This is a genomic window from Nocardioides pantholopis (assembly GCF_003710085.1).
Taxonomy (GTDB): Bacteria; Actinomycetota; Actinomycetes; order Propionibacteriales; family Nocardioidaceae; genus Nocardioides; species Nocardioides pantholopis.
In genome coordinates this window covers 1,377,464-1,403,915 of sequence record NZ_CP033324.1, presented here as the reverse complement: position 1 = coordinate 1,403,915, position 26,452 = coordinate 1,377,464, and the positions used below count along the sequence as shown (strand labels likewise).

Annotated in this window: 24 protein-coding genes and 1 riboswitch; of the genes, 5 read left to right on the top strand and 19 right to left on the bottom strand. The window is 75.3% G+C overall.

Translation table 11 applies throughout. The features are described from left to right. Positions 1-75 precede the first annotated feature (75 nt). A complete protein-coding gene (locus EBO35_RS06665; RefSeq protein ID WP_206422694.1) occupies positions 76-762 on the bottom strand; it encodes a 4a-hydroxytetrahydrobiopterin dehydratase in 687 nt (228 codons plus the stop codon). Further along, positions 759-1,175: a VOC family protein gene (locus tag EBO35_RS06660; protein ID WP_122817027.1), complete on the bottom strand. Its 417-nt coding sequence runs from the start codon at positions 1,173-1,175 to the stop codon at positions 759-761. Before EBO35_RS06660 ends, EBO35_RS06665 begins: the two co-directional genes overlap by 4 nt. Positions 1,176-1,308: 133 nt before the next feature. Between EBO35_RS06660 and EBO35_RS06655 the strand changes: the two genes are divergently transcribed. Continuing rightward, positions 1,309-1,758 (top strand): sensor histidine kinase, encoded by a 450-nt coding sequence (locus tag EBO35_RS06655; RefSeq protein WP_122817026.1) that lies wholly within the window; start codon positions 1,309-1,311, stop codon positions 1,756-1,758. 12 nt (positions 1,759-1,770) lie between these two features. Here the strand turns inward: EBO35_RS06655 and EBO35_RS06650 are convergent, their stop codons facing one another. The 7 genes from EBO35_RS06650 to EBO35_RS19725 all read right to left on the bottom strand — a co-directional run bounded on the left by EBO35_RS06650 (position 1,771) and on the right by EBO35_RS19725 (position 9,884). Further along, positions 1,771-2,529 carry a GNAT family N-acetyltransferase gene (locus EBO35_RS06650; protein WP_122817025.1) on the bottom strand — a complete coding sequence of 253 codons (759 nt, stop codon included), beginning with the start codon at positions 2,527-2,529 and terminating at the stop codon, positions 1,771-1,773. Next, positions 2,526-3,542 (bottom strand): S66 family peptidase, encoded by a 1,017-nt coding sequence (locus tag EBO35_RS06645; protein ID WP_122817024.1) that lies wholly within the window; start codon positions 3,540-3,542, stop codon positions 2,526-2,528. The genes EBO35_RS06650 and EBO35_RS06645 overlap by 4 nt, the downstream gene beginning before the upstream one ends. A gap of 5 nt (positions 3,543-3,547) precedes the next feature. Then, the gene (locus tag EBO35_RS06640; protein ID WP_122817023.1) at positions 3,548-4,771 is read right to left on the bottom strand and encodes a kynureninase; all 1,224 of its coding nucleotides are present in this window, start codon (positions 4,769-4,771) and stop codon (positions 3,548-3,550) included. Between the two features lie 10 nt (positions 4,772-4,781). Continuing rightward, positions 4,782-5,846 (bottom strand): FUSC family protein, encoded by a 1,065-nt coding sequence (locus tag EBO35_RS06635; protein ID WP_241153897.1) that lies wholly within the window; start codon positions 5,844-5,846, stop codon positions 4,782-4,784. After that, positions 5,843-6,859 (bottom strand): hypothetical protein, encoded by a 1,017-nt coding sequence (locus EBO35_RS06630; protein WP_164477846.1) that lies wholly within the window; start codon positions 6,857-6,859, stop codon positions 5,843-5,845. The genes EBO35_RS06635 and EBO35_RS06630 overlap by 4 nt, the downstream gene beginning before the upstream one ends. 37 nt (positions 6,860-6,896) lie before the next feature. Continuing rightward, positions 6,897-8,576, bottom strand: coding sequence for a dihydroxy-acid dehydratase (gene ilvD / locus EBO35_RS06625; protein WP_122817021.1), 1,680 nt, complete (start codon positions 8,574-8,576; stop codon positions 6,897-6,899). A gap of 225 nt (positions 8,577-8,801) precedes the next feature. Then, the gene (locus tag EBO35_RS19725; protein WP_206422693.1) at positions 8,802-9,884 is read right to left on the bottom strand and encodes a WD40/YVTN/BNR-like repeat-containing protein; all 1,083 of its coding nucleotides are present in this window, start codon (positions 9,882-9,884) and stop codon (positions 8,802-8,804) included. A gap of 62 nt (positions 9,885-9,946) precedes the next feature. Between EBO35_RS19725 and EBO35_RS06615 the strand changes: the two genes are divergently transcribed. The 3 genes from EBO35_RS06615 to EBO35_RS06610 all read left to right on the top strand — a co-directional run bounded on the left by EBO35_RS06615 (position 9,947) and on the right by EBO35_RS06610 (position 12,368). Beyond that, entirely contained in the window at positions 9,947-10,819 is an 873-nt protein-coding gene (locus tag EBO35_RS06615) for an EamA family transporter (RefSeq protein WP_241153896.1), read from the top strand. 141 nt (positions 10,820-10,960) lie between these two features. Next, complete coding sequence (locus tag EBO35_RS19405; RefSeq protein WP_127480286.1) at positions 10,961-11,167, top strand: hypothetical protein; 207 nt, start codon at positions 10,961-10,963, stop codon at positions 11,165-11,167. Positions 11,168-11,183: 16 nt separating this feature from the next. Then, positions 11,184-12,368 (top strand): PQQ-dependent sugar dehydrogenase, encoded by a 1,185-nt coding sequence (locus EBO35_RS06610; RefSeq protein ID WP_122817020.1) that lies wholly within the window; start codon positions 11,184-11,186, stop codon positions 12,366-12,368. On the opposite strand, the gene EBO35_RS06605 is transcribed toward EBO35_RS06610, so the two are convergent. From EBO35_RS06605 to gatC, 9 genes are all read right to left on the bottom strand, one after another. After that, complete coding sequence (locus tag EBO35_RS06605) at positions 12,355-13,200, bottom strand: ECF transporter S component (RefSeq protein WP_122817019.1); 846 nt, start codon at positions 13,198-13,200, stop codon at positions 12,355-12,357. The genes EBO35_RS06610 and EBO35_RS06605 overlap by 14 nt on opposite strands. Then, positions 13,197-14,792 carry an ABC transporter ATP-binding protein gene (locus EBO35_RS06600; RefSeq protein ID WP_122817018.1) on the bottom strand — a complete coding sequence of 532 codons (1,596 nt, stop codon included), beginning with the start codon at positions 14,790-14,792 and terminating at the stop codon, positions 13,197-13,199. Before EBO35_RS06600 ends, EBO35_RS06605 begins: the two co-directional genes overlap by 4 nt. Beyond that, positions 14,789-15,934 carry an energy-coupling factor transporter transmembrane component T gene (locus tag EBO35_RS06595; RefSeq protein ID WP_122817017.1) on the bottom strand — a complete coding sequence of 382 codons (1,146 nt, stop codon included), beginning with the start codon at positions 15,932-15,934 and terminating at the stop codon, positions 14,789-14,791. The genes EBO35_RS06600 and EBO35_RS06595 overlap by 4 nt, the downstream gene beginning before the upstream one ends. After that, the gene (locus EBO35_RS06590; protein ID WP_122817016.1) at positions 15,931-16,887 is read right to left on the bottom strand and encodes a hypothetical protein; all 957 of its coding nucleotides are present in this window, start codon (positions 16,885-16,887) and stop codon (positions 15,931-15,933) included. Before EBO35_RS06590 ends, EBO35_RS06595 begins: the two co-directional genes overlap by 4 nt. 8 nt (positions 16,888-16,895) lie before the next feature. Then, on the bottom strand, positions 16,896-18,533 hold the full coding sequence (locus EBO35_RS06585) for a prenyltransferase/squalene oxidase repeat-containing protein (protein ID WP_122817015.1): 1,638 nt from the start codon (positions 18,531-18,533) through the stop codon (positions 16,896-16,898). Positions 18,534-18,601: 68 nt separating this feature from the next. Then, positions 18,602-18,762: riboswitch (cobalamin riboswitch) on the bottom strand. Positions 18,763-18,964: 202 nt separating this feature from the next. After that, the gene (locus EBO35_RS06580; RefSeq protein ID WP_122817014.1) at positions 18,965-20,083 is read right to left on the bottom strand and encodes a prenyltransferase/squalene oxidase repeat-containing protein; all 1,119 of its coding nucleotides are present in this window, start codon (positions 20,081-20,083) and stop codon (positions 18,965-18,967) included. A gap of 164 nt (positions 20,084-20,247) precedes the next feature. After that, a complete protein-coding gene (gene gatB / locus EBO35_RS06575; protein ID WP_122817013.1) occupies positions 20,248-21,771 on the bottom strand; it encodes an Asp-tRNA(Asn)/Glu-tRNA(Gln) amidotransferase subunit GatB in 1,524 nt (507 codons plus the stop codon). Continuing rightward, the gene (gene gatA / locus EBO35_RS06570) at positions 21,768-23,324 is read right to left on the bottom strand and encodes an Asp-tRNA(Asn)/Glu-tRNA(Gln) amidotransferase subunit GatA (RefSeq protein WP_122817012.1); all 1,557 of its coding nucleotides are present in this window, start codon (positions 23,322-23,324) and stop codon (positions 21,768-21,770) included. The genes gatB and gatA overlap by 4 nt, the downstream gene beginning before the upstream one ends. Continuing rightward, on the bottom strand, positions 23,321-23,620 hold the full coding sequence (gene gatC, locus EBO35_RS06565) for an Asp-tRNA(Asn)/Glu-tRNA(Gln) amidotransferase subunit GatC (RefSeq protein ID WP_122817011.1): 300 nt from the start codon (positions 23,618-23,620) through the stop codon (positions 23,321-23,323). Before gatC ends, gatA begins: the two co-directional genes overlap by 4 nt. Positions 23,621-23,720: 100 nt before the next feature. Between gatC and EBO35_RS06560 the strand changes: the two genes are divergently transcribed. Beyond that, the gene (locus tag EBO35_RS06560) at positions 23,721-24,311 is read left to right on the top strand and encodes an adenylate kinase family protein (protein WP_241153895.1); all 591 of its coding nucleotides are present in this window, start codon (positions 23,721-23,723) and stop codon (positions 24,309-24,311) included. Here the strand turns inward: EBO35_RS06560 and ligA are convergent. Further along, positions 24,274-26,358, bottom strand: a complete 2,085-nt coding sequence (gene ligA, locus EBO35_RS06555) for an NAD-dependent DNA ligase LigA (RefSeq protein ID WP_122817010.1) — start codon at positions 26,356-26,358, stop codon at positions 24,274-24,276. The two genes, EBO35_RS06560 and ligA, sit on opposite strands and share 38 nt — an antisense overlap. Positions 26,359-26,452: the final 94 nt, after the last annotated feature.

Below are 26,452 nucleotides of genomic sequence, written 5' to 3'. Positions count from 1 at the left end.
CCCAGTCTCCCATGTCGTCCCAGCATCCGGGACGCGGGTCCCATCATGTGGCCATCCACCGGCCGTTCCCGCCGCTCACGGGGCGTCGCGGCCCTGCCAGGTCGTCAGGCACACCCGGTTGCCCTGGGGATCGGCCAGCACCCAGAACCGGGGCGCGTCGGCGTCGCTGACCAGGACGCCGCCGGCGGCCAGCGCGGCCCGCATCCGGGGAGCGACGACCTCGGGCGGCACCCGCAGGTCCAGGTGGAAGCGCTGCGCCGGGACCTCGGCGTCCCGCTCGGCCTCCTGGAACCACAGCGTCGGCAGCACGCCGAGCGGGTCGGTGAGCTCGACCGGGTCCGTGGCGGACGGCTCCAGGCCCAGGACCGCCGCCCAGAACGGCAGCACCTCGCCGCGGTCGGCGGTGTCCAGCGCGATCTCGAGCACGCTGAGCGCCTCGGGGGTCGCGGTGGCGCCGTGCCGGGCGGCGATGTCGGTGGTCGCCCGGGCCAGGCGCACGTCGCGAGCGGTGACGCCGCCGACGTCGTGGCTGGACACCCGCACCCGCACCTGCCCCCAGGACAGGTCGAGGTCAGGGTGGTGGTCCAGCTCGTCGGCGACGGCGCCGACCTCGGTGACGATCGCGAGCGCGGTCGCGAAGTCCGGCGTGCGGTAGCGCGCGTGCAGGCGGCCGAACAGCACCCGCCAGTCGGCGAGCCCCGCGGCCTCGATCTCCGGCCCGCTCAGGAGCCGGCGGTCCTCCTCGCTCGGTCGGCCGCTCACGGGAGCACCTGCCGGCCGATCGGCCCGGGGTTGGTCGCGATCTCCCAGCGGTAGCCGTCGGGGTCGGCGAAGTACCCGGTCCAGCCGCCCCACTCCCGCCGCTGGGCGGCCTGGACCGGATCGGCGCCGGCCGACCGGGCCAGGGCCAGCACCTCGTCCACCTCCGCCTCGGTCCGCACGTTGTGGGACAGCGTGAACGGCGCGACCCCGGGGCCGGACGCGATCGGTCCCACCTCGGCCTCGAAGTGCGGGCGGGCCCACAGCGAGAACACCAGCCGCTCCCCCGCAGAGATCATCAGCACCTCACCGGGGACCAGCAGCGCCGGCTCCCAGCCCAGGCCGTCGACGTAGAAGGACCGGCTGGCGTCCAGGTCGGCGACGGCGAGGGTGACAAAGCTGATCCGCTGGTCCATCGTGACAGCGTGGCAGAGCCCGCCGACAGCGACCACCTGCCGGCGCCCGGCGCGCCGGGTCGCCGGATCGACCCACCCTGTTTGTGCCGATCCGGCCCGCCACCGCGCCGTGCCGCCTAGAGTTCCCGCCGTCATGAGCCCCGCGACCCCGAACCGGCCCCCGGACCCCGTTCCGGCGACCGCGGGCAGCGAGCCGGACCTGACCGCGGCGCTGGCCGAGCTGGTCGGCCGCTACGTCGGCGCCGAGCCGCGGGTGGTGCTGCACGCCGAGCCCCTGGGCCGGCTGGACCCGGCGGTGGCGGCCGCGGCGTACGACATCGCGGGCGAGGCGGTCGCGAACGCGGTGCGCCACGCCGGCGCCGAGGTCTGCGACGTCAGCGTCCGGCTCACCGGCGACAGCCTGGTCGTCGAGGTCTCCGACGACGGCGCGGGGCTGCCGCAGCCGGCGGTCGCCGGGGGCGGCACGCGCACCATGCAGGCGCACGCCCTCGACCGCGGCGGCCGGCTCGAGGTCCTCCCCTGCGCCGGCGGCGGCACCGTCGTACGCGCCGTGCTGCCGCTGCCGCCCGCCCCGCGCGGCTGAGCCGGCCCGACCTCAGCCCGCGGCGCCCCGGCGGCCGGCCGGTGCCCGCAGCGGCTCGCGCTGGCGCCCGTCGGCGTCGAAGTTCGCCGGGTCCAGCCAGCGCTCGTGGGCCGCCCGGACCTCCGGCCACTCGTGGTCGAGCAGCGAGAACCAGGCGGTGTCGCGGGCGCGGCCCTTGATCACCAGGTGCTGGCCGAAGATCCCCTCGTGGGTGAAGCCCAGGCGCTGCGCCGCCCGGCGCGACGGCTCGTTGAGCGCGTCGCACTTCCACTCCACCCGGCGGTAGCCGAGGTCCTCGACTGCATGGCGCAGCATCAGGTGCAGCGCCTCGGTGGCGGCGGCGGTGCGCTGGAGGGTCCGGGCGAACAGCACCCCGGAGATCTCGATGACCCCGTGCTCCGGCTCCACCCGGGAGTAGGTCACCAGTCCCTCCGCGGCGCGGCCGTCGGGGACGATCGCGAACCCCACCTGCCCGGTCGCCCCGGCCAGCGGCGCGACGACGTCGCGCGCCATCCCGGTCACGTCCGCGGGCTGCCGGTCCGGGCGGTAGGTCCACAGCCCGGCGTCGGCCGGATCGCCCAGCGCGGCGTGCAGCGGCTCGGCGTGCCCGGCCGCCACCGGCTCCAGGCGCACGTAGCGGCCCGTCAGCTCGACCGGCGCCGGCGGCTCGGCGCCGTGCCAGTCCGACAGCTCCGGCCCGACCGGCTGACCGTGCTCGTTGCGGGACCCGGCAGCCCCCGTACTGGCGCCCGTGTTGGTGCTGGTGCTCATGGCCACTCCTGGGTCAGCTCGGCGCGGTCCGCGTCGACGACCACGTGGCCGAGGGCTCCGTTGACCATGGGCAGGTAGGGCCAGACGTGACCGAAGTCGACGTCGACCACGAGGGGGACGTCGAGGGGACCGAGGGCGTCGACGACGGCCTCGCGCTGACTGTAGCCGGGCGAGTCCGGGGCGCTGGTGCGGCCGACCAGGACCGCGTTCGCCTCCTCGAACCAGCCCGCCAGCCGCATCCCGTGCAGGGCGCGGCCGATGTCGAAGGCGTTCGACTCCGCGGCCTCCAGGTAGACCAGCAGCCCGTCGTCGGTCAGCGAGCGGCCCAGCGCCGGCACGTCGGCGTACGGCGTCCCGACCAGCGGCGCGAGCACCTCGATGCAGCCGCCGACCAGGCGGCCGGTGAGGTCGATCCCGCCGCCGCCGACCACCTCCCAGCGGCCCGGGGTGTCGAGGTCCCGCGCGGTGACGCCGGGCTCGGCCTCCCAGTCGTCCCAGCTGCCCGAGCGGAAGCGCCCGGGCGAGCGCTGGGCGACCCGGCCGCCTGACTCGAGCACGTCGAGCCAGTGCGCCAGCCCGTCCGGCTGGGCGTAGGGCGTGTCCATCAGGTTCGCGCCGTGCAGCGAGGCCCAGCCGAGCCGGGTCGCCAGCGGAAGCATCAGCGTGGTCAGGTCGCTGAATCCCACCAACCAGGTCGGCTCGGCGGCCGCGATCGCGTCCCAGTCCAGGTGCTCGAGGACCTGGATCGCCAGCTCGCCGCCCCACGGCGGCACCACCGCGCGGATCTCCGGGTCGACGAGCATCGCGGTCAGCTCGGCGGCCCGCTGCCGCGCCGGGCCGGTCACGCCACCGCCCTCCACGACGTTGCACTCACCGAGCCGGGTCTCGTAGCCGCGCGCACGCAGGTGCTCGCGGGCCACCTCCAGCCTGGGCAGGTAGGACGGCGCGATCCCCGAGGACGGGGAGGTGACGCCGATCGTGTCGCCGGGACGCAGGGGGCGGGGGAATCGCATACCGGTCAGGGTGTCAGGTCCCGCATCGTGTCGCGAACCACGTCGAGGCCGCGCGCGACCTCGGCGTACGACGTGGACAGCGGGGAGAGCCCCAGGCGCAGGCCGCCCGGGTCGCGGTAGTCGGGGACGACGTCGCGGCGCCACAGGGCGGCGGCGACCTCGCGCATCAGCGGGTGCTGGAGCGTGACGTGCCCGCCGCGGCGCTCGGGGTCGCGCGGTGAGGCGAGGGTCACGCCGAGGGGCCCCAGCAGGTCCTCGGCCACCTCGACGGCGTACGCCGTGAGGCCGCGGGACTTGGCCCGGACCGCGTCGATCCCGACCTCCCCGAGCAGCGCCAGCATGTCCTGGAGCGCCAGCATCCCGAGCACCGGCGGGGTGCCGGAGAGCATCCGGCGGATCCCGGGGGCGGGCTGGTGCTCCGGACCCATCGCGAAGGAGTCGGCCGTGCCCATCCAGCCGCGGATCGGCTGGACGACCTGGTCGAGCAGCCGCGCGGCGACGTACCCGAAGGCTGGCGAGCCGGGGCCGCCGTTGAGGTACTTGTAGGTGCAGCCGACGGCCAGGTCGGCGCCCCACGCGTCGAGCTCGACCGGGACCGCCCCGGCGGAGTGGCACAGGTCCCACAGCACCAGCGCGCCCGCGTCGTGGGCGATCCGGGTCAGCTGCGGGGCATCGGCCAGCCAGGCGGAGCGGTAGGCGACGTGGCTGAGGACCACCAGCGCCGTGTCCGGCCCGACGGCCTCGGCGAGCTGGTCGGCGGTGACCCCGGCGGCCCGGTCCACCTCGATCCAGCGCAGCCGGAGCCCGCACTCCTCGGCGACCCCGGCGGCCACGTAGCGGTCGGTCGGGAAGTTGTCGCGGTCCACGACGATCTCGCGGCGGTCCGGGCGCAGCGCCACCGCGGCGCGCATCGCCTTGTAGAGCAGCACGGTCGTGGAGTCCCCCACGATCGTCTGCCCGGCGGCCGCGCCCAGGCAGGTGCGGCCGAGCTCGTCGCCGATCGACTCCGGGAGCGCCAGCCACCGCTCGTCCCAGGCCCGGATCAGCCGACCGCCCCACTCCTCCTCGACGAACCGGGCCAGCCGCGGGCCGGTCTCGCGCAGCGGGCGGCCCAGCGAGTTGCCGTCGAAGTAGACCAGCGGGGTCTCGGCGCCCACGAACCGGTCGCGGTACGCCGCGAGCGGGTCGGCGGCATCGAGGGCCGTGGCGTCGAGGTCGGTGGGCGTCACGTCCGCCTTCCTACCGCACCGGTGGCTGACCGACGCCGGCTCGGGTCAGGTAGCCGATGACCAGGCCGACCGCCACGCCGATGACGGTCTCCAGGCCCCGGTCCAGCAGCAGAGCCTGCCGGTCGCCGCCGGCGACCAGGTAGACCATCAGCAGCGCCAGCGGGGTGACGCAGGTCAGCGCGAGCGCGTAGTTGCGCCCGATCAGCAGCTCAGCGCCGACCTGGAGCAGCGTGACCAGCGCGATCAGGGCCAGCGCCGGTGGGTCGACGGCGAGGACGACCGCCGCGACGGCCAGCCCCAGGGCGGTGCCGACCAGGCGGTGCAGGCCGCGCACCAGCTGGTCGCGGAACTCGCGGGCCACCAGCGGCACCACCGCCGAGACCATCGCCCAGTAGGGGTGGCCGATCCCGACGCCGGTGGCGACCGTGCCGGCGACGAGCACGGCCAGCCCGCTGGGCAGGACGTGCCAGCCCAGGCTCGCCGCCCAGTCGCCGCGCCGCCACGGGGTGCGGCCCTCGCGGTCCCGGGGCCGGCGGCGGGCGCGCCAGAACGCCCCGAGGTTGCCGACGACCACCGCGAACGCCGCCGCGGCGGCGGCGACCGCCAGCGCGACCGGCACGTCGCGGGGCTGCGCCGGCAGGGAGGCGCAGGCGGTGAACGCGAACACCGGGAACAGCGCCCCGGGCGGGTGCCAGTCCTGGACGTCCGAGAGCAGGGCGGCCCCCGAGGCCAGCAGCGCGGCCAGCGGCACCGCCAGCCAGGCCCGGTGCTCGCTGGTGCCGACCAGCACCCCGCCGGCGGTCACCAGCGTGAGGAGCACCCCGACCTGGACCTGCAGCTGGAGCCGCGGGACGTGCACCCGGTTGCGGCCGTAGAGCGAGGTCATCGCGCCGAAGACCGCGAAGATCGACCAGGTGAGGTGGCCGGTCGCCCAGAGCACCAGCAGCGGGACCAGGACGCAGATCCCGGCCCGCAGCGCCACCCAGTGGGCGTCGCCGTGGGGCCGCACCGTGAGCAGGTCGCGGGCGAGCCGGTCCCGGCGGGACGCGCTCGGTGCCGCCCCGCCCCCGGTCACTGGTAGCTCACGAAGCCGACCCGGGGCCGGATCCGGTGCACCGCAGGCGCGCCCATCCGGCGCACGTCCTCGTCGTAGAAGACCTTCATGCCGAGCCGGAACTGCCGCGGGCGGGCGACGGCCCGGAAGGTCGCCATCTTCTCGGTGCGGGTCCCGAACCCGTCGACGTGCTGGACCGCCGCCAGGCCCGGTCGCTGCCGGATCCGCTCGATGTCGGGCAGCATCGCGGTCCGGAACTGGTGGAGCACGAACAGCTTCTCCGGCAGGTCGTGGCGCCGCACCAGGCGGGCCAGCCAGGCCGAGGTGCGGTTGACCTCCGCGGCCCGAACGTGGCCGATCACCTGACCCGGGTCGGTCCCCCGCGGCATCCGCCACTCGGGGTCGAGCGCGAGTCCGACGTACGGGTCGCGCAGCGCCCAGGCCCAGCGCTTGGCGACCTGGAGGAAGTCGGCACGGCCGGGCTGGATGTCGAGCAGCAGCAGCGCGCCGTGGCGGTGGGCGGCGCGCAGGTAGCGGCGTACCTCGGCCCGGGCGAGGTCGTGATTGTAGTCGCCGTCGCGGCCGGGCGCCCGGTCCGCGATCGTGACGATCAGCTCGTAGACCGGCTGCACCGGACGGCCCGGCCGGGCGTACGCCGCGGCGGTGCGGCGCAGCCGGCGATCCATGACCGCGGGCCGGTCCTCGCCGAGCACCCCGAGCGCGCCGGACCCGGCCGTGCCGTAGTAGGCCACCAGGAACCGGCCGTCCTCGAAGACCCGGCGCCCGCCGTGCGGCAGCGTGGTCGGCCCCGGGGCCTCGGGTGCAGCGTCCGGCGCGTCGTCCGGCGCCGGGGCGGGAACCTCGGCGGCCGACTCGGTCGGCCCGCTCGGCTGAGTCGCCTCGGCGGCCCCGGCCGGCGCGCCGACCCTCGGGCCGTGGGCGCCCGCGCCCCACGCGACCACCAGCAGCCCGACGAGGGCGAGCAGGAGCAGGGTCAGCACCGGCCCGCGCTGGTCCGCCGGCTGCGGACTCACGCGGGCACGGGGTCGCCGTACGGCCGCCCCACGGCTCTCAGCTGGTGACCGCGCCGTGCGCGGCCGACTGCACGGTGCGGGCGTACTTGCCGAGCACGCCGCGGGTGTACTTGGGCGGGTTCGGGACCCAGCCGTCCTGGCGGCGCGCCAGCTCGTCGGCGTCGATCTCCACCTCGAGGGTGCGGTTGAGCACGTCGAGAGTGATCGGGTCGCCGTCGCGCACGAACGCGATCGGCCCGCCGTCGACGGCCTCGGGCGCGACGTGGCCCACGCACAGGCCGGTCGTGCCGCCGGAGAAGCGGCCGTCGGTGAGCAGCAGCACGTCCTTGCCGAGGCCGGCGCCCTTGATCGCACCGGTGATCGCGAGCATCTCGCGCATCCCCGGGCCGCCCTTGGGGCCCTCGTAGCGGATCACGACGACGTCGCGGGCCTGGATCTGCCCGGCCGCGAGGGCGTCCATCGCGGCCCGCTCGCCGTCGAAGACGCGGGCGGTGCCGGCGAAGACGGTGTCGTCGAAGCCGGCCGACTTCACGACCGCGCCGTCGGGGGCCAGCGAGCCCTTGAGGATGGTCAGCCCGCCGGTGGCGTGGATCGGGCGGTCGAGCTTGCGGATCACGTCGTCGTCGAGGTCCGGCGGGGACAGCTCGGCGAGGTTCTCGGCCATCGTCTTGCCGGTCACCGTCAGGCAGTCGCCGTGCATCAGCCCGGCGTCGAGCAGGGCCTTCATGACCACCGGGATGCCGCCGATCTTGTCGACGTCGTTCATCACGTAGCGGCCGAACGGCTTGAGGTCGGCGAGGTGCGGGACCTTCTCGCCCACCCGGTTGAAGTCGTCGATGGTCAGGTCGACCTCGGCCTCGCGGGCCATCGCGAGCAGGTGCAGCACGGCGTTCGTGGAGCCGCCGAGCGCCATCACGACGGTGATGGCGTTCTCGAACGCCTCCTTCGTCATGATCTGCCGGGCGGTGATGCCCTTGCGCAGCAGGTTGACCACTGCCTCGCCGGAGCGCTCCGCGAAGCCGTCGCGGCGCCGGTCCACCGCCGGCGGGGCGGCCGAGCCGGGCAGCGACATGCCGATCGCCTCGCCGACCGCGGCCATCGTGTTCGCGGTGTACATGCCGCCGCAGGCGCCCTCGCCGGGGCAGATGTTGCGCTCGATCTTGTCGACCTGCTCGCGGCTCATCTTGCCCGCCAGGCAGGCGCCGACGGCCTCGAAGGCGTCGATGATCGTGACGTCGTTGCCGTCCACCTGGCCCGGCAGCGTCGAGCCGGCGTACAGGAAGACGCTGGAGAGGTCCAGGCGCGCGGCGGCCATCATCATGCCCGGCAGCGACTTGTCGCAGCCGGCCAGCAGCACCGAGCCGTCGAGGCGCTCGGCCATCATCACGGTCTCGACCGAGTCCGCGATGACCTCGCGGGAGACCAGCGAGAAGTGCATCCCCTCGTGGCCCATGGAGATGCCGTCGGAGACCGAGATCGTGCCGAACTCCATCGGGAAGCCACCCGCCGCGCTCACGCCCCGCTTCGCGGCCTTGGCCAGCCGGTCCAGGGAGAGGTTGCAGGGGGTGATCTCGTTCCAGCTCGAGGCCACGCCGATCTGGGGCTTGGCGAAGTCCTCGTCGCCCATGCCTACCGCGCGCAGCATTCCTCGCGCGGCGGCCTTCTCGAGGCCGTCCGTGACGTCGCGGGAACGGGGCTTGATGTCGGGCTCGGTCATGGCTGCAGCGTAATCCCGGCCCTCGCCGCTCCCGGGACGGGTCTCATGGTCCGCGGCTGGTCACCACCATGCCGACCCGGCACTTCTGGTCGCCGGCAACCGGCCCATCCGGCACTTCTGGTCACCCAGAACTGCCGGGTCGGCGCCTTTCGCACGACCAGATCTGCCGGGTCGGCGCCTTTCGCACGACCAGAACTGCCGGGTCGGCGTGAAGGGGGCGGCGGATCAGATGGTGGCGGCGCGGACCACCATCACGTCGGGGAGGTTCGCGACGACCTGGCGCCAGGTCGCCCCGGAGTCGGGCGATGCCCACACGGCGCCGTTGCGGGCGCCGACGTACACACCGGCGGAGGGGTGCTGGTCGGTGCACATCGCGTCGCGCATCACCCCGACGTAGAACCAGTCCGGCAGGCCGGCGCCGAGCTCCTCCCAGCTCTCCCCCGCGTCGCGGGAGCGCCACACGCGGGCCCGGCCGTCGGTCGGATACCGGCCCTCGCCGGCGTTGAGCGGGAAGAGGTAGACGGTGTCCGGCTCGTGCGGGTGTACGACGACCGGGAACCCGAAGTCCGCGGGCAGGCCGGCGGCGATCGAGTCCCACGAGGCGCCGTGGTCCTCGGAGCGGTAGACCCCGCCGTGGTTCTGCAGGAACAGCCGCTCGGGCCGCGCGGGGTGCCGGGCGACCTTGTGCACGCACTGGCCGAACTCGGGGTACTGCTCGCCCTCGGGCAGGAACTCCGCGCGGATCCCCTGGTTCCGCGGCTCCCAGGACTTGCCGCCGTCCGCGGTCTGGTAGACCCCGCCGGTGGAGATCGCCACGGTCACCGAGCCGGCGTCGCCGGGATGCGGCAGGATCGTGTGGAAGGCCTGGCCGCCGTAGCCGGCGCCCCACTGCGGCCGGTGCGGGTGGTTCCACAGCCCCTCCTCGAGGGCGAAGGTCTCCCCGCCGTCCACCGAGCGCCACACGGCCCCCGGCTCCGTGCCGGCCCAGACCTCCCCGGGCCGGGACCCGGCGGCCAGCTGCCAGACCCGCTCGACCGACGCGTCGTATCCCTCCGGGAAGCGGACGGCCCCGGACGGCGACTCCTGCCAGGTGCGCCCGAGGTCGACCGAGCGGCGCACCTGCGGGCCCAGCCAGCTCGAGGAGGCGCCCGCGAGCAGGACGGGTACGTCGCCTCGGGTGTCGACCAGGCAGGAGTAGACCTCCTCCATGTCCATGTGCGGACCGGTGAACTCCCACTCCTCGCGGGCGTCGTCGGACGTCCCCACCCACAGGCCCTTGCGGGTCCCCACCATCAGCACCGTGCCCATCCGCCGCTCCCATCCTCGTAACCGGGTGCGTCCGACCCGGTCCGGTCTCCTACATTGACCCCGTGACAGCCGCCAACTCATCGGTCCGGCTGCTCTCGCCGGTGTGGCTGGTCCTGGCCGGCATCGCCTCGGTCCAGCTGGGCGCCGCCATCGCCAAGAGCCTCTTCGACGAAGTCGACCCGACGACGGTCGTGTGGCTGCGCCTGATGACCAGCGCGCTGGTGCTGGTCGCCCTGGCCCGGCCCCGGCTGCGCGGGCGGACCCGCCACGACTGGCTCGCGATGCTGGCCCTCGGCGCGAGCCTGGGTCTGATGAACTGGGCGATCTACCAGTCCTTCCAGCGGATCCCGCTCGGCGTCGCGGTCACGATCGAGTTCGCGGGACCCCTCCTGATCGCGGTCCTGGGATCGCGGCGGGTCCGGGACCTGCTCTGGGTGGGGCTCGCGGCGCTCGGCGTGCTGCTGCTCGGCTTCGAGCGGACCGAGCTCGACCCGGTCGGCGTGCTCTTCGCCCTGGTCGCCGGCGCGGGCTGGGCGGCGTACATCCTGCTCAGCGCGGAGACCGGACGCCGCTGGCCAGGCCTGGACGGGCTCGCACTGGCGAGCGTGGTCGCCGCGCTGCTGCTCACCCCGCTGGCGCTGGGCCGGCACGCCGACGAGATCGCCGACGGCCGGATCCTGCTGCTCGGCGCCGCGGTCGGGCTGCTCAGCTCGGTGATCCCCTACGCGTTCGAGATGGTCGCCCTGCGCTCGATGCGCCCCGCGGTGTTCAGCATCCTGATGAGCGTGGAGCCGGCCGCCGCCGCACTCGCCGGCATCGTCGTGCTCGCCGAGTTCCTCTCCCCGGTGCAGTGGGTGGCGATGGCCTGCGTGGTCGTCGCGAGCGTGGGCGCCACCCGCTCCGGTCGGGCGCTCGCCGAGCCGGCACCGGACTGACCCTCGGGCCGGACTCCGTGCACCGCGATGTTGACCGCGATGTTGACCGCGGTGTTCACCGCGATGTCACCTGGCGGTGATCGCCACGAGCCGGTCCGCACCCTAGGCTCGCAGCTCCCGCGACAGTCCTGGAGCCTCACCATGACGCTGCCCCGTACGACGCGCGCCCCCCGCGTGCCCCGCCCCCGCGACCTCCTCCGCCCGGTCCTGGCCTGGCCGGTCACCGCCCAGGCCACCGCCTGCCGCAACGCCCTGGGAGCCACCACCGTCCTCGCCCGCGAGCGCGCCGAGCGGGAGGAGGTGGAGGCGCTGCTCGCGGCCCTGCATGCCGAGCGGGCCCGGGCCTGATCCGTACCCTCGGAGCATGACGTCGTCGGCGCCGCGGCTAGCGGCCCTGCTCCTGGCCGCCCCACTGCTGCTTGCCGGCTGCTCCTCCGACGACGGCGGCGGCGGCGAGGAGAACGACGCGCGCGCCACGCCGAGCACGACCCCCGATCGGTCCGACCCACCGGCGCCGACCACCGACGCACCGTCCACCCCGGCCGACACCCCGGCCGGGAGCGCGACCACGGTCTCGGGCCCACCCCGGGTGGTCGACACGATCGCGACCGGGCTCGAGGTGCCGTGGGGCCTGACGTTCCTGCCCGACGGCGACGCGGTGGCCACCGAGCGCGACTCCGGCCGGGTCCTGCGGATCGCCCCCACCGGGCAGATCACCGAGCTCGGCACCGTCACCGAGGCCGCGCCGGAGGCCGAGGGCGGACTCCTCGGGGTGGCGGTCTCCCCCGACTTCGCGACCGACCAGCGGCTCTTCCTCTACCTGACCACAGACACCGACAACCGGGTCGTGCGGACCACGCTGCGCGACGACCGCCTGGGCGACCTCGACCCGATCCTGACCGGCATCGTGAAGGGGCCCATCCACGACGGCGGCCGGCTCGAGTTCGGCCCGGACGGCTACCTCTACGTCTCCACCGGCGAGGCCGGCGAGCCGGACCGCGCCCAGGACCGCGACGACCTCGGCGGCAAGATCCTGCGGATCACGACCGACGGCGACCCGGCGCCCGGCAACCCGAACGGGTCGCCGGTGTGGTCCTGGGGGCACCGCAACGTCCAGGGCCTGGCCTTCGTCGGTGACCAGCTGTGGGCCTCGGAGTTCGGCGACTCCGACTTCGACGAGCTGAACCGGATCGAGCGTGGCGCCAACTACGGCTGGCCCGAGGTGGAGGGCACCGGCGGCCCCGACGCCGCAGCGGCCGGGTACGTCGACCCGCTGGCCACCTGGGACACCGACGAGGCCTCCCCGTCCGGCCTGGCGTACGCCGCCGGCCACCTGTGGATGGCCGCGCTGCGTGGGGAGCGGCTGTGGCGGGTCCCGGTCGACGGGGACCGGCTGGGCCGTCCCGAGTCGTTCCTGATCGGCCGCTACGGCCGGATGCGCACCGTGGCGGTCGCCCCCGACGGCCGGCTGTGGCTGACCACCAGCAACCGCGACGGGCGCGCGGAGCCGAAGGACGGGGACGACCGGATCCTGCTCATCGCTCCCTGACCGGGTCGGTCCCCTCGACCGTCCGGTCGATCCGGGCCCGGCGCGAGGCCCGGCGCAGCGTGCTCAGCACGGCCGGGCCGAGCAGCCCGATCGCGAGCGCGTTGGTGATCGCCCGGCCGGTGTCCCAGCCACCCGTCGAGGTGAGCAGCGTGTAGATGCCGAACCGGTGCAGGTTCTCGGTGAGCGGGGCTCCGGCGACGTAGGACAGCTCGGTCTCGGTGTGCCCCGGCACCGCGATGCCGAGCACGAACGGCCAGCCCCACAGGTTCATCAGGATCCCGTAGGCGTAGGCCGCCAGGATCCCGTAGCCGATCAGTGCGGCCAGCTCGGCGCGGCCGGTGAGCCGGCGCGGCAGCAGTCCGGCACCCAGCCCCACCCAGCCGGCCACCAGCATCTGGAACGGCAGCCAGGGCCCGACCCCGGCGGTGAGCAGCGCCGAGGCCAGCAGCGAGGTGCACCCCAGCACGAAGCCGAAGCCCGCTCCGAAGACCCGGCCGCCGAGGATCAGCAGGAAGAAGACCAGCTCGATCCCGGCGGTGCCGGCGCTCACCCCGCGCAGCACCCCGTTGATCGCGCTGAGCACGCCCAGGATCGCCAGCACCCGGGCGTCCATGCCGCCCTCGCTCATCTCGGCGAGCACCACGCCCAGCACCAGCGGCAGCAGCAGCAGGAACAGGAACGGCGGGTCGGCGCGGGTGCCGTCCCCGACGTCGAGGAACAGCGGCCAGCAGATCATCACCAGCCCGATCACCGACGCGGCGCCGAGCACCAGCCGGGACCGGCGGCCCAGCGGCAGCGCGGCGCCGTACGCCGCAGCCCGCCCGGCGCTCATGCGGTCGGCTCCAGCGCGGCCGCCACCTCGTCGACCCGCAGCCACGCCGGGCCGAGGACCTTGGTCACCTGCGGCGCGAACGACGGCGACTCCGCGACGACCCGGCGCACCGGGCCGTGCGAGACCACCTCGCCCTCGGCGAGCACCACCACGTCGTCGGCGACCTGGGCGACGAACTCCACGTCGTGGGTCGCCACCAGCAGCGCGTGCCCGTCGGCGGCGAGCGCGGTCAGGGCGGCGGCCAGCTCCCGCTTGGCCGGGTAGTCCAGCCCGCGGGTCGGCTCGTCGAGCAGCAGCACCGGCGGCCGGGCGGTCAGCACCACGGCGACGGCCAGGGCCAGGCGCTGGCCCTCGGAGAGGTCGCGGGGGTGCATCGGGCCCGGGATCCCCGGGGCCAGCCGGTCCAGCAGCCCCCGGCAGGTCCCGCCCGCCGCCGCGACGGCCCGGTCGGCGGCGGCGCACTCCTCGGCGACCGTCTCCAGGTAGAGCAGGTCCGCGGGGGTCTGCGGCACCAGGCCGGTGTGCTCCCGCCGCTCGGCCGGCTTGAGCCGGGCCGGGTCCTCCCCGGCCACCCGGACCGTGCCCTGCGCGGGGGCGTGGCGGCCCTGGAGAGTCCACAGCAGCGTCGACTTCCCGGAGCCGTTGCGGCCCATCAGCGCGGTGACCCGGCCGGGGTGCAGCGTCAGGTCCACCCCGCGCAGCGCGACCCGGCGGCCGTGGGCGACCACGACCCGGCTGGCCGTGACCACCGGCGGGGCGGGCGCCGGCGCGGGCGGCGCCGCCGGCGGCGTGACCCGGGCGGTCAGCTCGCCAGCGCGCCGGCGCGCGTCGCGCACGGTCAGCGGCAGCGGCCGCCAGCCGGCGAGCCGGCCGAGGTCCACGATCGGCGGCGCGATCGGCGAGTCGGCCAGCACCTCGGCGGGGTCGCCGACGACGAGTCGGCCGCCCCGGCCGAGCAGGCACATCCGGTCCGCGAACGGGACGACCCGCTCAAGGCGGTGCTCGGCGACCAGCACGGACAGGCCGAGGTCGTGGACCAGCCGGGTCATCGTCGAGAGCACGTCCTCGGCGGCCGTGGGGTCCAGCGCGGAGGTCGGCTCGTCCAGGACCAGCAGCCGGGGGTGGGCGGTCAGCACGGACCCGAGGGCGACGCGCTGCTGCTGGCCGCCGGAGAGCGTGCGCAGGTCGCGGTGGCGCAGGTCGGTGATGCCGAGCAGGTCCAGGGTCTCCTCGACCCGGCGCCGCATCGTGCCCGGCTCGAGGCCGAGCTGCTCCATCGCGTAGGCGAGCTCCTCCTCGACCGTGTCGGTGACGAACCAGGCGGCGGGGTTCTGGCCGACGTACCCCACGACGTGGGCCCGCTCGCGGGCCGGCGCCTCGATCACGCTGGCGCCGTCGAGCAGGACGTCGCCGCGCAGCGCCCCGCCGGTGTACGCCGGCACCAGCCCGGCGAGCACGCCGAGCAGCGTGGACTTGCCGACGCCGGTCGGGCCCGCGAGCAGGACCAGCTCGCCGGGCTCGATGGTGAGGTCGACGTGGTCGAGGACCGGGGTGTCCCCGTAGGAGAAGCAGATGTCGCGCAGCTCGATCATGCGGCGGTCCTCTCGGCGACGGGGTCCTCGACCGGGGCCGGGTCGGGCTCCCGGGAGGCGGCGGTCAGGGGCGGCGGTGAGGTCAGGGCGGGCACCAGGGCGAGCAGCACCACCGCCAGCGCGATCAGGCTGACGGTCGGGGCGTCGACGACCCCGGGGTGGGCCACCCGCTGGTCGGAGCGGCCGACGTACCAGGTCCCGAGGGCGACGAGCAGGCCGCTGAGGATCGCGGCCGCCTCCGGGGCGCGCCACGGGTCCGGCCGGTAGCGGGTCCGCTCGACGCGCCGGCCGGCGGAGACCAGGCCGAGCACGGCCAGGGCCACGCCGAGCCCGAGCATCGGGCCGGCGAGGTAGCGCGGCGCGGTGCCGTCCAGGACCGCGTAGGCGCCGACGCAGATGCCGATCAGCCCGACCAGCATCAGGGCGCCGGTCCCCCGGCGGCGCGCCGCGGTGAGGCCGCCGGTCCGGCCGTAGCCGCGCGCGTCCATGCCGGCTGCCATCGCCAGCGAGCGATCCAGCGCGTCCTCCAGGATCGGCACCAGCAGCCGTCGCAGCCCGCGGACCCGGCCGCCGGGGCCGCCCCGCAGCTGCTGCGCCGCCCGGACCCGGCGGGTGCTGTCGACCAGCTGCGGCAGCACCGTGATCGCGACCACCAGCGAGGTGCCGATCTCGTAGAGCGCGGGCGGCATCGACTTCATCAGCCGCTTCGGGTTCGCCAGCGCGTTCGCGGCGCCCACGCAGATCAGCAGGGCCGCGAGCCGCATCCCGTCGTAGAGGCCGGCGAGGAGCGCCTCGCGGGTCACCGGCCCCAGCAGCGTGATGCCGGCCGCGAACGACGGCAGCGGCACCTCGGGCAGGCTGAGCAGCACGTGACCGTCCGGCACGCCGCCGAGCACGACCCGGAACAGCACCCGGATCACCACCACGGCCAGCCCGACCCACAGGTAGAGCCGGAACGCCCCGGACCACGGCTGGTCGGAGCGGCAGGCGACGACCACCAGCCATGCCGAGGCGACGAGCAGCGCGAGCAGGAGCGGGTTCGTCGTCATGCTGGCCGCGGCGCCGAGCCCGACGGCCCAGCACCACCAGGCGACCGGGTGCAGCTCCCGGGGGATCCGCACCCGGCCCCTGGCGGCGCTCACGGCGCGCTGCGCCGGCGTACGGCGACCACGGCACCCGCCCCGAGGACTGCCACCACGAGCGCGACCGCGAGCCAGGCGGGCACGCCGCCGTCCTCGTCCGGGGTGTCCGCGGACTCCGCGACCCCGTCTGGCGGCGGGCCCTCGGTGATCTCCCCGATGCCCGGCACGTCGGTGCTGCTCGCCGCCGCGGACGGCGACCCACCGGCCGGGGCCCCGGGTGCGGCGGGTGCGGCGGATGCCGACGGAGCAGCGGGCCCGCTCGTCGGGGCGTCGGGGTCGGGCGTGCCGGCCGGCGGGAGGGTCGAGCCGGTCGCCGGCTGGCTCGGCGAGGCCGCCGGGGCCCGGGTCCCCGCGGTCCGCCCGGGCCGGGCCGGCTGGCCGGGTGCCGTGGCCGGAGGCTCGGCCGCGGCTCCGGACGGCTTCGCCGGCTTCGCGGGCTTGGCGGGCTTGCTGGTGGTCTTGGTCCGCGGGGTGGGGGCGACGTCCGGCCCGGTGGCACGGCCGGAGCCCTCGTGCCAGGCGAACGCGACGTATCCGCCGTCGGGGACCTTCAGGCCGCTGACGCCCATGCTGGCGTAGGTCCACGTGCCCGACTTCCCGTCGGACCACCACAGGCTCCAGTGCCGGTCCGAGGGGGCGGTGTCGGTGCACGGGTCCGCCGCCGGCACGCCGCTGACCCGGCACACGAACCCCGGCGAGCGCTGGGCGTAGGCCAGCGGAAACCCGGCGTCCGGGAACAGGCTGGAGGCCCGGTCGCCCCCGCCGCCGGCCACGCAGCCGGCCTGGAGCCCGTCGCCGAGCTCGTTGTAGTCCACGACCACGCTGACGCCGGTGGCGGCCGAGCAGCCGGCGGCGTACGCCGGGGCGGCGCCCGGGCCGAGGACGGCGAGGCCCGCGGCCAGGGTCGTCACGAGGGCGGCGAGCAGGCCCGCGGCGGGCCGTGCTGCACTCATCGGCCGGCTCATCGGACCCGGAACGACGTCGTGGCGGACCGGTGCGCGAACTGGCCGGTGACGCGGACCTTGACCGCACCGCGCCGGGCGCCGACCCTCGTCGCGTCCCGGAACGTGCCGGCCCTGGTGGCCCGGCCCTTCGCCACGACCCGGCCGCGCAGGGCGACCCGCACCGACTCCCGGGGCGCCAGGCCCCGGACCGTGACGACCTGCCGGCCGCCCGGCCGGACGGCACGGACCCGCAGGGCGACCTGGAGCCGCTTCCTGCCGAGCGCCTGGACCGCGGTGGTGGCCGAGCCGTCGGCGGTCGAGACCCGGACCGTCCGGTTCCGGGTTCCGCCGGGCACCGTGACCCGGACCTTCGCGGCCGCGCCGCTGCCGAGGACGGCGACCCGTCCGGCCCCGGTCACGCAGGCCCGCTCGCCGGCGGCCAGACCGCGCACGGTCAGCACCTGCCGCGATCCCGCCCGGACGTAGCCGCGCGGCGCGGCGATCGACCGGGCGGCGGTCGGGGCCGGGGCGGCGAGCAGGGCGGGCAGCGCCTGCACGGTCGCGCCGACCCACGGGGTCCGGTCCAGCGGGTCGGCCAGGCCGTAGGTCCGCGCAGCGCTGATGCCGGCGTCGTCGTAGGCCACCGCACCGGCCTCGCGGGCCAGTCCGGGCTCGCACTCCCCGGCCAGCTGGCGGGCCCGCAGCCAGGTCGCGGCCCGGGTCGCCGCGGCGTCGGCGCCGAGCACGTCCAGCGCCCAGCCGGCCAGGCCCGTGGTGTTGGCGTTGACGCCGTTCTGGGGGTCCGCGAACGACCCGTCCGGGCGCTGCTGCGCGAGCAGCCAGGCCTCGGCGCGGTCCAGCGCGCCGGCGATCTCCGCGTCGTTCCCGGCGAGGTCGGCCAGTTGCAGGGCGACCAGCGCGGTGGTGTCGGCGGCCTGGTCGGTGGGCAGCGCGGGGTCGGCGCCGTCGCAGGTCTGGTCGGCCGCGGTCTTCTCCGCGAAGTAGAGCCGGAAGAAGCCCGCGCCGCACTGCTGGTCGAGGAGGTAGCCGGTCACCTCGTCGGCGAGCCCGCTGCCGGTCTGGGTGAGCGCCCGGGCCGCGAACGCCTGGCCGATCGTGTTGGCGTAGTCCGCTGCCCACTCGCTCGTCGGGTCGTAGGCGTCCTGGAGCCGGCCCGCGAGTCCGGGCTCGGTGGAGACCGTGCCCTCGACCAGCTCCAGCAGGTCGGTCCCGCCGCGCACCGTCGGCGGGGTGCGCCCCTCGTCGACCAGCAGGGCCAGCGCCTTGGCGGCCGACCCGGAGTAGACGTCGGTGGCCGTCGGCGCGGCGTACGCCGCGATGCTCGCGCCGATCGCGTCGGTGATCCTGGCGACCGTGGCCTGGTGGCCCCCGACCGCGCGCAAGGCGTTGGCGGCGTCGATCGAGCCGCCGTAGGAGGGGCCCTCGTAGCGCTCGCCGGCGTACTCGCTGGTGGTGTGCAGCAGGCCGTCGGCCTGGATCTCGCCGACCAGCCAGCGGGCGGAGAGCGCGGCGGATCGCGGATCCGAGGTCGCCGCGGTGGCGGGCGCGGACGGCCCCGCCAGGGTGAGCCCGGAGGCGACGAGGACGCCGCCCGCGAGCAGGGCGCCTGATCGGCGCCGACGTGGGGTGCTCATGGATTCCTTCCAGCTGCACAGCGGAAGGGAGACAGACCCCGAACCGCTGCATTCCTCGGCAGCATGTGTTCTGGAAAACGCATCCGACAGGTGTTCCGGCTCGCCCTCCCCAGCACGACGGGGACGGCCTACGGTTGCGGGTCAGCGCCGGACTTGGACCGGCTTCCCCTGCAGGGCGCGTGTTCAAATGTGGTGCTCCCGCGTGGGAGCCTGCTCAATCTAACAGTGCCCCGGCCCGGCGGCGGCGCCGGCGAGACTGCACCGCCGGCGAACGGCACCGCCGGCAGCGCCGGCGAAACAGGTGGTGTCGGGAGGATTCGGCGCCCCGATCCCGGCCCGTCCCCACCCGTTCTTCCGATCGGCCGGTCAGACCCACCCGTTTTCTCGGATCGGCCTGCGGTTCAGCCGGGAGGCCGGCGGTTCAGCCCGGGTCAGCCGGCGGCCGACACCGGCACCTCGCCGGCGAGCCGACGCAGCACCAGATCGTCGGAGCCGGGGCCCTCGACGGGCACCTCGACCTCGGACCCGGCGCCCTCGACGGGTACCGCGATCCCGGGTCCGACGACGCAGCCGCGCTCGCCCTCGTCGAGGCCGCGGACCAGCACCGTGTCGCCGGTGCGCTCCGCGGTCACGCTCGCCGCCGGCTCCCCGGTTCCGGCGAGCACGGCGACGGCCTGGGCCGTCGCCCGCAGCCACTGGCCCCGGTCGGCCGGCTCGGCCAGGTCCCGCGCGGCGAGCGCGGCGTCGTCGTACGCGACGGCACCGGTCTCGGGCGTGGTCCCGGCCTCACAGCCCAGGTCGGTGAGCTGCCGGGCGGCCAGCCACCGGCCCGCGCGCTCGGCCTGCTCCTGGTAGCCCACCTGGAGCAGTGCCTGCCCGGCCAGGCCGGTGCTGTTCGCGTTCTCCACCTCGGTGCCCTCGGCGCCGGCGAAGCCGCCGTCCTCGCCCTGGGTCCGCGCCAGCCAGGACACGGCATCGTCCACGACCTGCTCGTGGCCGGGCACGCCGTCGAGGGCGGCCACGGCGAGCGCCGTCACGTCGGTGTCCGGGGGGTCGTCCGAGCCGCAGCCCTGGTCCGCGGCATCGGCCGGGGGGAAGTACAGCCGGAACCAGCCGTCCGGGCACTGCTGCTGCGCCAGGTACGCCGCGGCGGGGTCCGCCTCCGGCGAGTCCGCGGCGGCGAGCGCCTGGACGGCGTACGCCTGGCCGAGCGCGTTGGCGTAGTCGGTCCCGCCGGGGTCGCTCAGGCGGTCCGCGAGCCGCCCGGCCGTGGGCCCGTCGTCCGTCACCAGCTCCTCGAGCTGGGCGACCAGGTCGGTGCCGCCGACATCGGCGGGGTCCGTCCCGGCGGCCTGGGCCAGCACTGTCGCCTTGGCCACCGGGCCGGCGTACACGTCGTCGGTGCCCATCGCGGCGCCGGTGGTGTAGGTGTCCAGGTCCGCGGCGACCGCGGCGCCGATCGCGCGCACCGCCTCCGCCTGGCCCGGGACGCCGGCGAGGCCGAGGGCGGCGTCGATGCTCAGGCCGTGGTCGGGCCCGTACTCCCCCACCAGCAGCCCGTCCTGGAGCTCGCCCGCGAGCCAACCCGCCGCGCCGAGACCGGCCGCGGACGGCCCCTCGGCCGCCTCGGGACGCAGCGGCGGACCCTCCTCCCCACCGGAGCAGCCGGCGACCAGCGTCAGCAGCAGGGCACCGGCGGCGAGGCGAAGCGGGGTCAGGACAGCTTCTCCAGGATCAGCTCGCGCACCCGGCCCGCGTCGGCCTGGCCGCGCATCTCCTTCATCACCGCGCCGATGAGGGCGCCCGCGGCGGCGACCTTGCCGTCGCGGATCTTGTCGGCCACGTCGGGGTTGGCGGCGATCGCCTTGTCGACGGCGGCGGAGAGCGCACCCTCGTCGGAGACGATGGCGAGACCGCGCTTCGCGACGATCTCCTCCGGGGTGCCCTCGCCGGCGAGCAGGCCGTCGAAGACCTGGCGCGCCAGCTTGTCGTTGAGCGAGCCCGCGTCGACGAGCTTCTGCACCCCGGCGACGTCGGCCGGGGTGACTCCGAGCGCGGTCAGCTCCACGCCGGCGTCGTTCGCCCGGCGCGCCAGCTCCGAGAGCCACCACTTGCGGGCGGCCTGGGGAGCCGCCCCGGCGGCGATGGTCTCCTCGACCAGGCCGAGCGCGCCGGCCCCGACGGTGTCGCGCATCTCGAGGTCGGAGAAGCCCCACTCGGCCTGGAGCCGGGCCCGCTTCTCGGTCGGGTTCTCCGGCAGCGTGCCGCGCAGCTGCTCGACCCACTCCCGCGACGGGGCGACCGGCACCAGGTCCGGCTCGGGGAAGTAGCGGTAGTCCTCGGCGTCGGACTTCTCCCGGCCGCTGGTGGTGACCCCGGTGTCCTCGTGCCAGTGCCGGGTCTCCTGCAGGATCGTGCGCCCGGAGTCCAGGATCGCCGCGTGGCGCTGCATCTCGTAGCGCACCGCCCGCTCGACCGAGCGCAGCGAGTTGACGTTCTTGGTCTCGGTGCGGGTGCCGAGCACCCCGGAGCCCTTCGGCGCCAGCGAGAGGTTCACGTCGGCGCGGATCGAGCCCTGGTCCATCCGGGCGTCGGAGACGCCGAGGGCCACGATCAGCTCGCGCAGCTGCGCGACGTACGCCTTGGCGATCTCGGGTGCCCGGGCCCCGGCGCCGACGATCGGCTTGGTGACGATCTCGATGAGCGGGATGCCGGCCCGGTTGTAGTCGACCAGCGAGTGCGAGGCGCCGTGGATGCGGCCGGTGGCGCCGCCGACGTGCAGCGACTTGCCGGTGTCCTCCTCCATGTGGGCGCGCTCGATCTCGACCCGGAAGGTCTCGGTCCCGCCGGCGCCGTCGTCGACGCTGACGTCCATGAAGCCCTCGAACGCGATCGGCTCGTCGTACTGGCTGGTCTGGAAGTTCTTCGGCATGTCCGGGTAGAAGTAGTTCTTCCGGGCGAACCGGCACCACTCCGCGATCTCGCAGTTCAGTGCGAGACCGATCCGGATGGCGGACTCCACCGCGCGGCCGTTGACCACCGGCATCGCGCCGGGCAGGCCCAGGCAGGTGGGGCAGACCTGGGTGTTCGGCTCGGCGCCGAACTCGGTGGGACAGCCGCAGAACATCTTCGTCGCGGTGTTGAGCTCGACGTGGACCTCCAGGCCCAGCGCCGGGTCGTACGCCGCGAGGACGTCGTCGAAGGCGACGAGGTTGTCGCCGGTGGTGGTCGCGGTCATGCCGTCGCTCCCTCTCGGTCCAGGTTGTCCAGGCTCGGGGCGCGGTCCAGCAGGGGCCCGCCCCACTTCCGCTCCAGCGCGGCCTCCAGCGCCGCACCGACCCGGTAGAGCCGGTCGTCGGCGAGCGCCGGGGCGAGGACCTGGAAGCCGGCCGGGAGGCCGTCCTCGTCGGCCAGGCCGCTGGGCACCGAGATGCCCGGCACGCCGGCCAGGTTGGCTGGGATCGTCGCCAGGTCGTTGAGGTACATCGCCAGCGGGTCGTCGAGCTTCTCCCCCAGCTTGAACGCAGTGGTCGGCGAGGTGGGCGAGACCAGCACGTCGGCGGACTCGAAGGCCTTCTCGAAGTCCCGCGTGATCAGCGTGCGGACCTTCTGGGCGGTCCCGTAGTAGGCGTCGTAGTAGCCGCTGGACAGCGCGTAGGTGCCGAGGATGATCCGGCGCTTGACCTCGTCGCCGAAGCCGGCGTCGCGCGAGGCGCGCATGACGTCCTCGGCCGACGGGTCGTCGATCCCCTCGGGCAGCACCCGCAGGCCGTAGCGCATCGCGTCGAACTTGGCGAGGTTGCTGGACGCCTCGCACGGCATGATCAGGTAGTAGGTCGCCAGCGCGTGCACGAAGTTCGGGCAGGACACCTCCACGACCTCGGCGCCGGCCTCGACCAGCAGGTCCAGCGACTCCTGGAACCGGGCCAGCACGCCGGCCTGGTAGCCCTCGCCCTGGAGCTCGGTGACCACGCCGATGCGGACGCCGGAGAGGTCGCCGGCCGCGCCCTGGCGGGCCGCGGCGACCAGGCCGCCGACCGGCTGGTCGACCGAGGTGGAGTCGAGCGGGTCGTGGCCGCCGACAAGCTCGTGCAGGAGCGCGGAGTCCAGCACGGTCCGGGTGACCGGGCCGACCTGGTCCAGGCTGTTGGCCATCGCGACCAGCCCGTAGCGGGAGACCCCGCCGTAGGTGGGCTTCACGCCGACGGTGCCGGTGACCGCACCGGGCTGGCGGATCGAGCCGCCCGTGTCGGTGCCGAGCGCGAGCGGCGCCTCGAAGGCGGCGACCGCCGCGGCCGAGCCGCCCCCGGAGCCGCCCGGGATCCGCTCCTGGTCCCAGGGGTTGCGGGTCGGGCCGTAGGCGGAGTGCTCGGTGGAGGAGCCCATCGCGAACTCGTCCATGTTGGTCTTGCCGAGGATCGGCAGGCCGGCGCGCTTGAGGCGCGCGACCACCGTCGCGTCGTACGGCGGGATCCAGCCCTCGAGGATCTTCGACCCGCAGGTGGTCGGCAGCCCCTCGGTGGCCAGCACGTCCTTGACGGCGATCGGGACCCCGTCGAGGTCGGAGGCCGGGGTGCCGGCGGCGCGGCGGGCGTCGGACTCGCGGGCGGCGGCCAGCGCACCCTCGGCGTCCACGTGCAGGAACGCGTGCACGCCGGACTCGGCGCTGCCGTCGACCTCGGCGATGCGGTCCAGGTGGGCCTGGGTCAGCTCGACCGAGGTGACCTCGCCCGCGGCGAGGGCGTCGGCCAGCGCGGCTGCGGACCGGCGGGTCCAGTCGGTGGTGCTCACTGCTCGTCCCCCAGGATCCTCGGCACGGAGAAGCGCTGCTGCTCGGACTCCGGCGCCCCGGCGAGCGCCTGCTCGGCGGTCAGCGACGGGGTCACCACGTCGTCGCGGAAGACGTTGGTCAGCGGCAGCGGGTGCGAGGTCGGCGGCACGTCGTCGCCGGCCACCCCGCTGATCGAGGCCACCGACTCCAGGATCACCGACAGCTGCGGTGCGAGGTGGTCGAGCTCGGCGTCGGACAGGTCGATCCGGGCGAGATCGGCCAAGTGCGCGACCTCGTCTCGGGAGATCTCAGGCATGGGCTCATCCTAGGTGCCGGGCCGCCCCACCCGGTGAGTTGGGGCGTGCGGAGGGCCCGACCCGGCCGGGAGCGGGACCCGGTCCTCGTAGGCTGAGCCGGTGCCGAGCCTGCCCGACGCCCCCGCTCCCCCGCGGCGGGTGCTGGTGGCCGGCCTCAGCGGCTCCGGCAAGACCACCCTGGGTGGTCGGCTGGCGGCCCTGCTCGGGGTCCCGCACCTCGAGCTCGACGCGCTGCACCACGGACCCGAGTGGACCCCGCGCCCGGAGTTCCTCGCCGACGTCGACCGGCTCACCGCGGGCGGCGGCTGGGTGGCCGAGTGGCAGTACGCCGCCGCGCGGCCGCTGCTGGCGGCGCGCGCCGACCTGCTGGTCTGGCTGGACCTGCCGTTCCCGCTGACGCTCGCGCGGCTGGTCCGGCGTACCGTCCGGCGCCGGGTGCGTCGCGAGGTGCTGTGGAACGGGAACGTCGAGCCGCCGCTGCACACGATCTGGACCGATCCCGAGCACGTCGTGCGCTACATGGTCGCCCACCGTCACCGGTACGCCGAGATCGTCCCCGTCGCCCTCGCCACCCACCCCGGGCTGCGCCTGGTCCGGCTCCGCTCGCCCCGCCAGGTCGAGTCCTGGCTGGCCGACGTCTCGGCTCAGCAGCTCACAACGCGTCCGGACCGCCCTCGAGGAGGGTCGTGAAGCCGGCCTCGTCGAGGATCCTCAGGCCGAGCTGCTCGGCCTTGTCGGCCTTGGACCCGGCGTTCTCGCCGATCACGACGTAGTCGGTCTTCTTCGAGACCGAGCCGGACGCCTTGCCGCCCCGCGCCAGGATCGCCTCCTTGGCGGAGTCCCGGCTGTAGCCCTCCAGCGAGCCGGTCACCACGATGGTCAGCCCCTCCAGGGTGCGTGGCGTCGACTCGTCGCGCTCGTCGGCCATCCGGACCCCCGCGGCCGTCCACTTGTCCACGATCTCGCGGTGCCAGTCCACGCCGAACCACTCGATGACAGCCTCGGCGATCGTCGGCCCGACCCCCTCGGCAGCTGCCAGCTGCTCCTCGCTGGCCGCCCGGATCGCCTCCATCGAGCCGAACTCCTGGGCCAGCGCCCGGGCCGCGGTCGGGCCCACGTGGCGGATCGAGAGCGCGACCAGGACCCGCCACAGCGGGACCTGCTTGCGGGCGGCGAGGTTGTCCAGCAGCTTCGCGCCGTTCGCGGTCAGCTGCGGGCCCTCCTCCCCCTTCTTCGGGGCGCGGGTGAACAGCGGGGCGGCGACGATCGCCGCGGCGTCGAGGTCGAAGACGTCGCCCTCGTTGTCGATCACGCCCGCCTCGAGCAGCGCTGTCGCGGCCTCGTAGCCCAGGCCCTCGATGTCGAAGGCGCCGCGGCCGGCGACGTGGAAGACCCGCTCGCGCACCTGGGCCGGGCAGTGCTGGTGGTTCGGGCAGCGCAGGTCCTTGTCGCCCTCCTTCTGCTGCACCAGCTCGGTTCCGCAGGCGGGGCACGCGGTCGGCATCACCCACTCCGCGAGCCCCTCGGGCCGCAGCGGCAGGACCGGACCGACGACCTCCGGGATCACGTCGCCGGCCTTGCGCAGCACCACCGTGTCGCCGGGACGGACGTCCTTGCGGCGCACCTCGTGGGCGTTGTGCAGGGTGGCCATCTCCACGGTGGAGCCGGCCACCCGGGTCGGCACCATCACGGCGTACGGCGTGACCCGGCCGGTGCGCCCGACGTTGACCCGGATGTCCAGCAGCTCGGCGTTGACCTCCTCGGGCGGGTACTTGAACGCGATCGCCCAGCGCGGGGCCCGGCTGGTCGACCCGAGCCGCCGCTGGAGCGTGACGTCGTCGACCTTGACCACCACCCCGTCGATCTCGTACGGGACGATCGAGTGGCGGTGGCTGCCGGCGTTCTCGATGAACGCCTCGACCTCCTCCAGGGAGGCGACCACCCGGGTCTGGGTGGAGGTCGGCAGGCCCCAGGCGGCGAGCGCCTCGTATGCCTGGGACTGCGCCTGCGGCTCGAAGCCGCGCCGCTCCCCGATGCCGTGGCAGACCATGTCGAGGGCGCGGGTCGCGGTGACCCGCGGGTCCTTCTGGCGCAGCGAGCCGGCAGCGGCGTTGCGGGGGTTCGCGAAGACCGGCTTCCCGGCTCCCGTCATCGTCTCGTTGAGCCGCTCGAACGCCTCGACTGGCAGGAACACCTCGCCGCGCACCTCGATCAGCGCCGGGACCGGGAACTCCTCGCTCGCGCGCAACCGGTGCGGGACCGACTCGATGGTCCGTACGTTGGGCGTGACGTCCTCGCCGGTGCGACCGTCGCCGCGGGTCAGGGCCCGGACCAGCCGGCCGTCCTCGTAGAGCAGGTTGATCGCCAGCCCGTCGACCTTGAGCTCGCAGAGCAGTGCCGGGTCGCTCACCCCGTCGCGGCCCAGCCGGGAGTACCACGCCTCGAGCTCCTCATAGGAGAAGGCGTTGTCGAGGCTCTCCATGCGCCGCAGGTGGTCCACGGCCGTGAACTCGGTCGAGACCGCGCCGCCGACCTTCTGGGTCGGGCTGTCCGGGGTGCGCAGCTCGGGGAACTGCTCCTCGAGCTCCTCGAGCCGGCGCATCCGCTGGTCGAAGTCGGTGTCGGAGAGCGTCGGGGAGTCCAGCACGTAGTAGCGCCAGCGCGCGTCATCGATCTCCTCGGCGAGCCGGCGGTGCTGCTCGCGGGCCTCCTCGGTCGCGGGCGTCGGGTCGGTCATGGCGGCAATCTTGCCTGCTCCCGCCGACGCCCGCGCCGCCACCCGGCCGGCGGCCCGGGCCTCGCCCGGACGGTCCGCGGACGGAGCAGAAAAA

Excerpts from the sequence above, each read along its gene's own strand:
- EBO35_RS06660 (WP_122817027.1), bottom strand. The coding sequence starts at position 1,175 with ATGGACCAGCGGATCAGCTTTGTCACCCTCGCCGTCGCCGACCTGGAC.
- EBO35_RS06655 (WP_122817026.1), top strand. The coding sequence starts at position 1,309 with ATGAGCCCCGCGACCCCGAACCGGCCCCCGGACCCCGTTCCGGCGACC.
- EBO35_RS06650 (WP_122817025.1), bottom strand. The coding sequence starts at position 2,529 with ATGAGCACCAGCACCAACACGGGCGCCAGTACGGGGGCTGCCGGGTCC.
- EBO35_RS06645 (WP_122817024.1), bottom strand. The coding sequence starts at position 3,542 with ATGCGATTCCCCCGCCCCCTGCGTCCCGGCGACACGATCGGCGTCACC.
- ilvD (WP_122817021.1), bottom strand. The coding sequence starts at position 8,576 with ATGACCGAGCCCGACATCAAGCCCCGTTCCCGCGACGTCACGGACGGC.
- EBO35_RS19725 (WP_206422693.1), bottom strand. The coding sequence starts at position 9,884 with ATGGGCACGGTGCTGATGGTGGGGACCCGCAAGGGCCTGTGGGTGGGG.
- EBO35_RS19405 (WP_127480286.1), top strand. The coding sequence starts at position 10,961 with ATGACGCTGCCCCGTACGACGCGCGCCCCCCGCGTGCCCCGCCCCCGC.
- EBO35_RS06610 (WP_122817020.1), top strand. The coding sequence starts at position 11,184 with ATGACGTCGTCGGCGCCGCGGCTAGCGGCCCTGCTCCTGGCCGCCCCA.
- EBO35_RS06605 (WP_122817019.1), bottom strand. The coding sequence starts at position 13,200 with ATGAGCGCCGGGCGGGCTGCGGCGTACGGCGCCGCGCTGCCGCTGGGC.
- EBO35_RS06600 (WP_122817018.1), bottom strand. The coding sequence starts at position 14,792 with ATGATCGAGCTGCGCGACATCTGCTTCTCCTACGGGGACACCCCGGTC.
- EBO35_RS06590 (WP_122817016.1), bottom strand. The coding sequence starts at position 16,887 with ATGAGTGCAGCACGGCCCGCCGCGGGCCTGCTCGCCGCCCTCGTGACG.
- EBO35_RS06585 (WP_122817015.1), bottom strand. The coding sequence starts at position 18,533 with ATGAGCACCCCACGTCGGCGCCGATCAGGCGCCCTGCTCGCGGGCGGC.
- gatB (WP_122817013.1), bottom strand. The coding sequence starts at position 21,771 with ATGACCGCGACCACCACCGGCGACAACCTCGTCGCCTTCGACGACGTC.
- gatC (WP_122817011.1), bottom strand. The coding sequence starts at position 23,620 with ATGCCTGAGATCTCCCGAGACGAGGTCGCGCACTTGGCCGATCTCGCC.
- ligA (WP_122817010.1), bottom strand. The coding sequence starts at position 26,358 with ATGACCGACCCGACGCCCGCGACCGAGGAGGCCCGCGAGCAGCACCGC.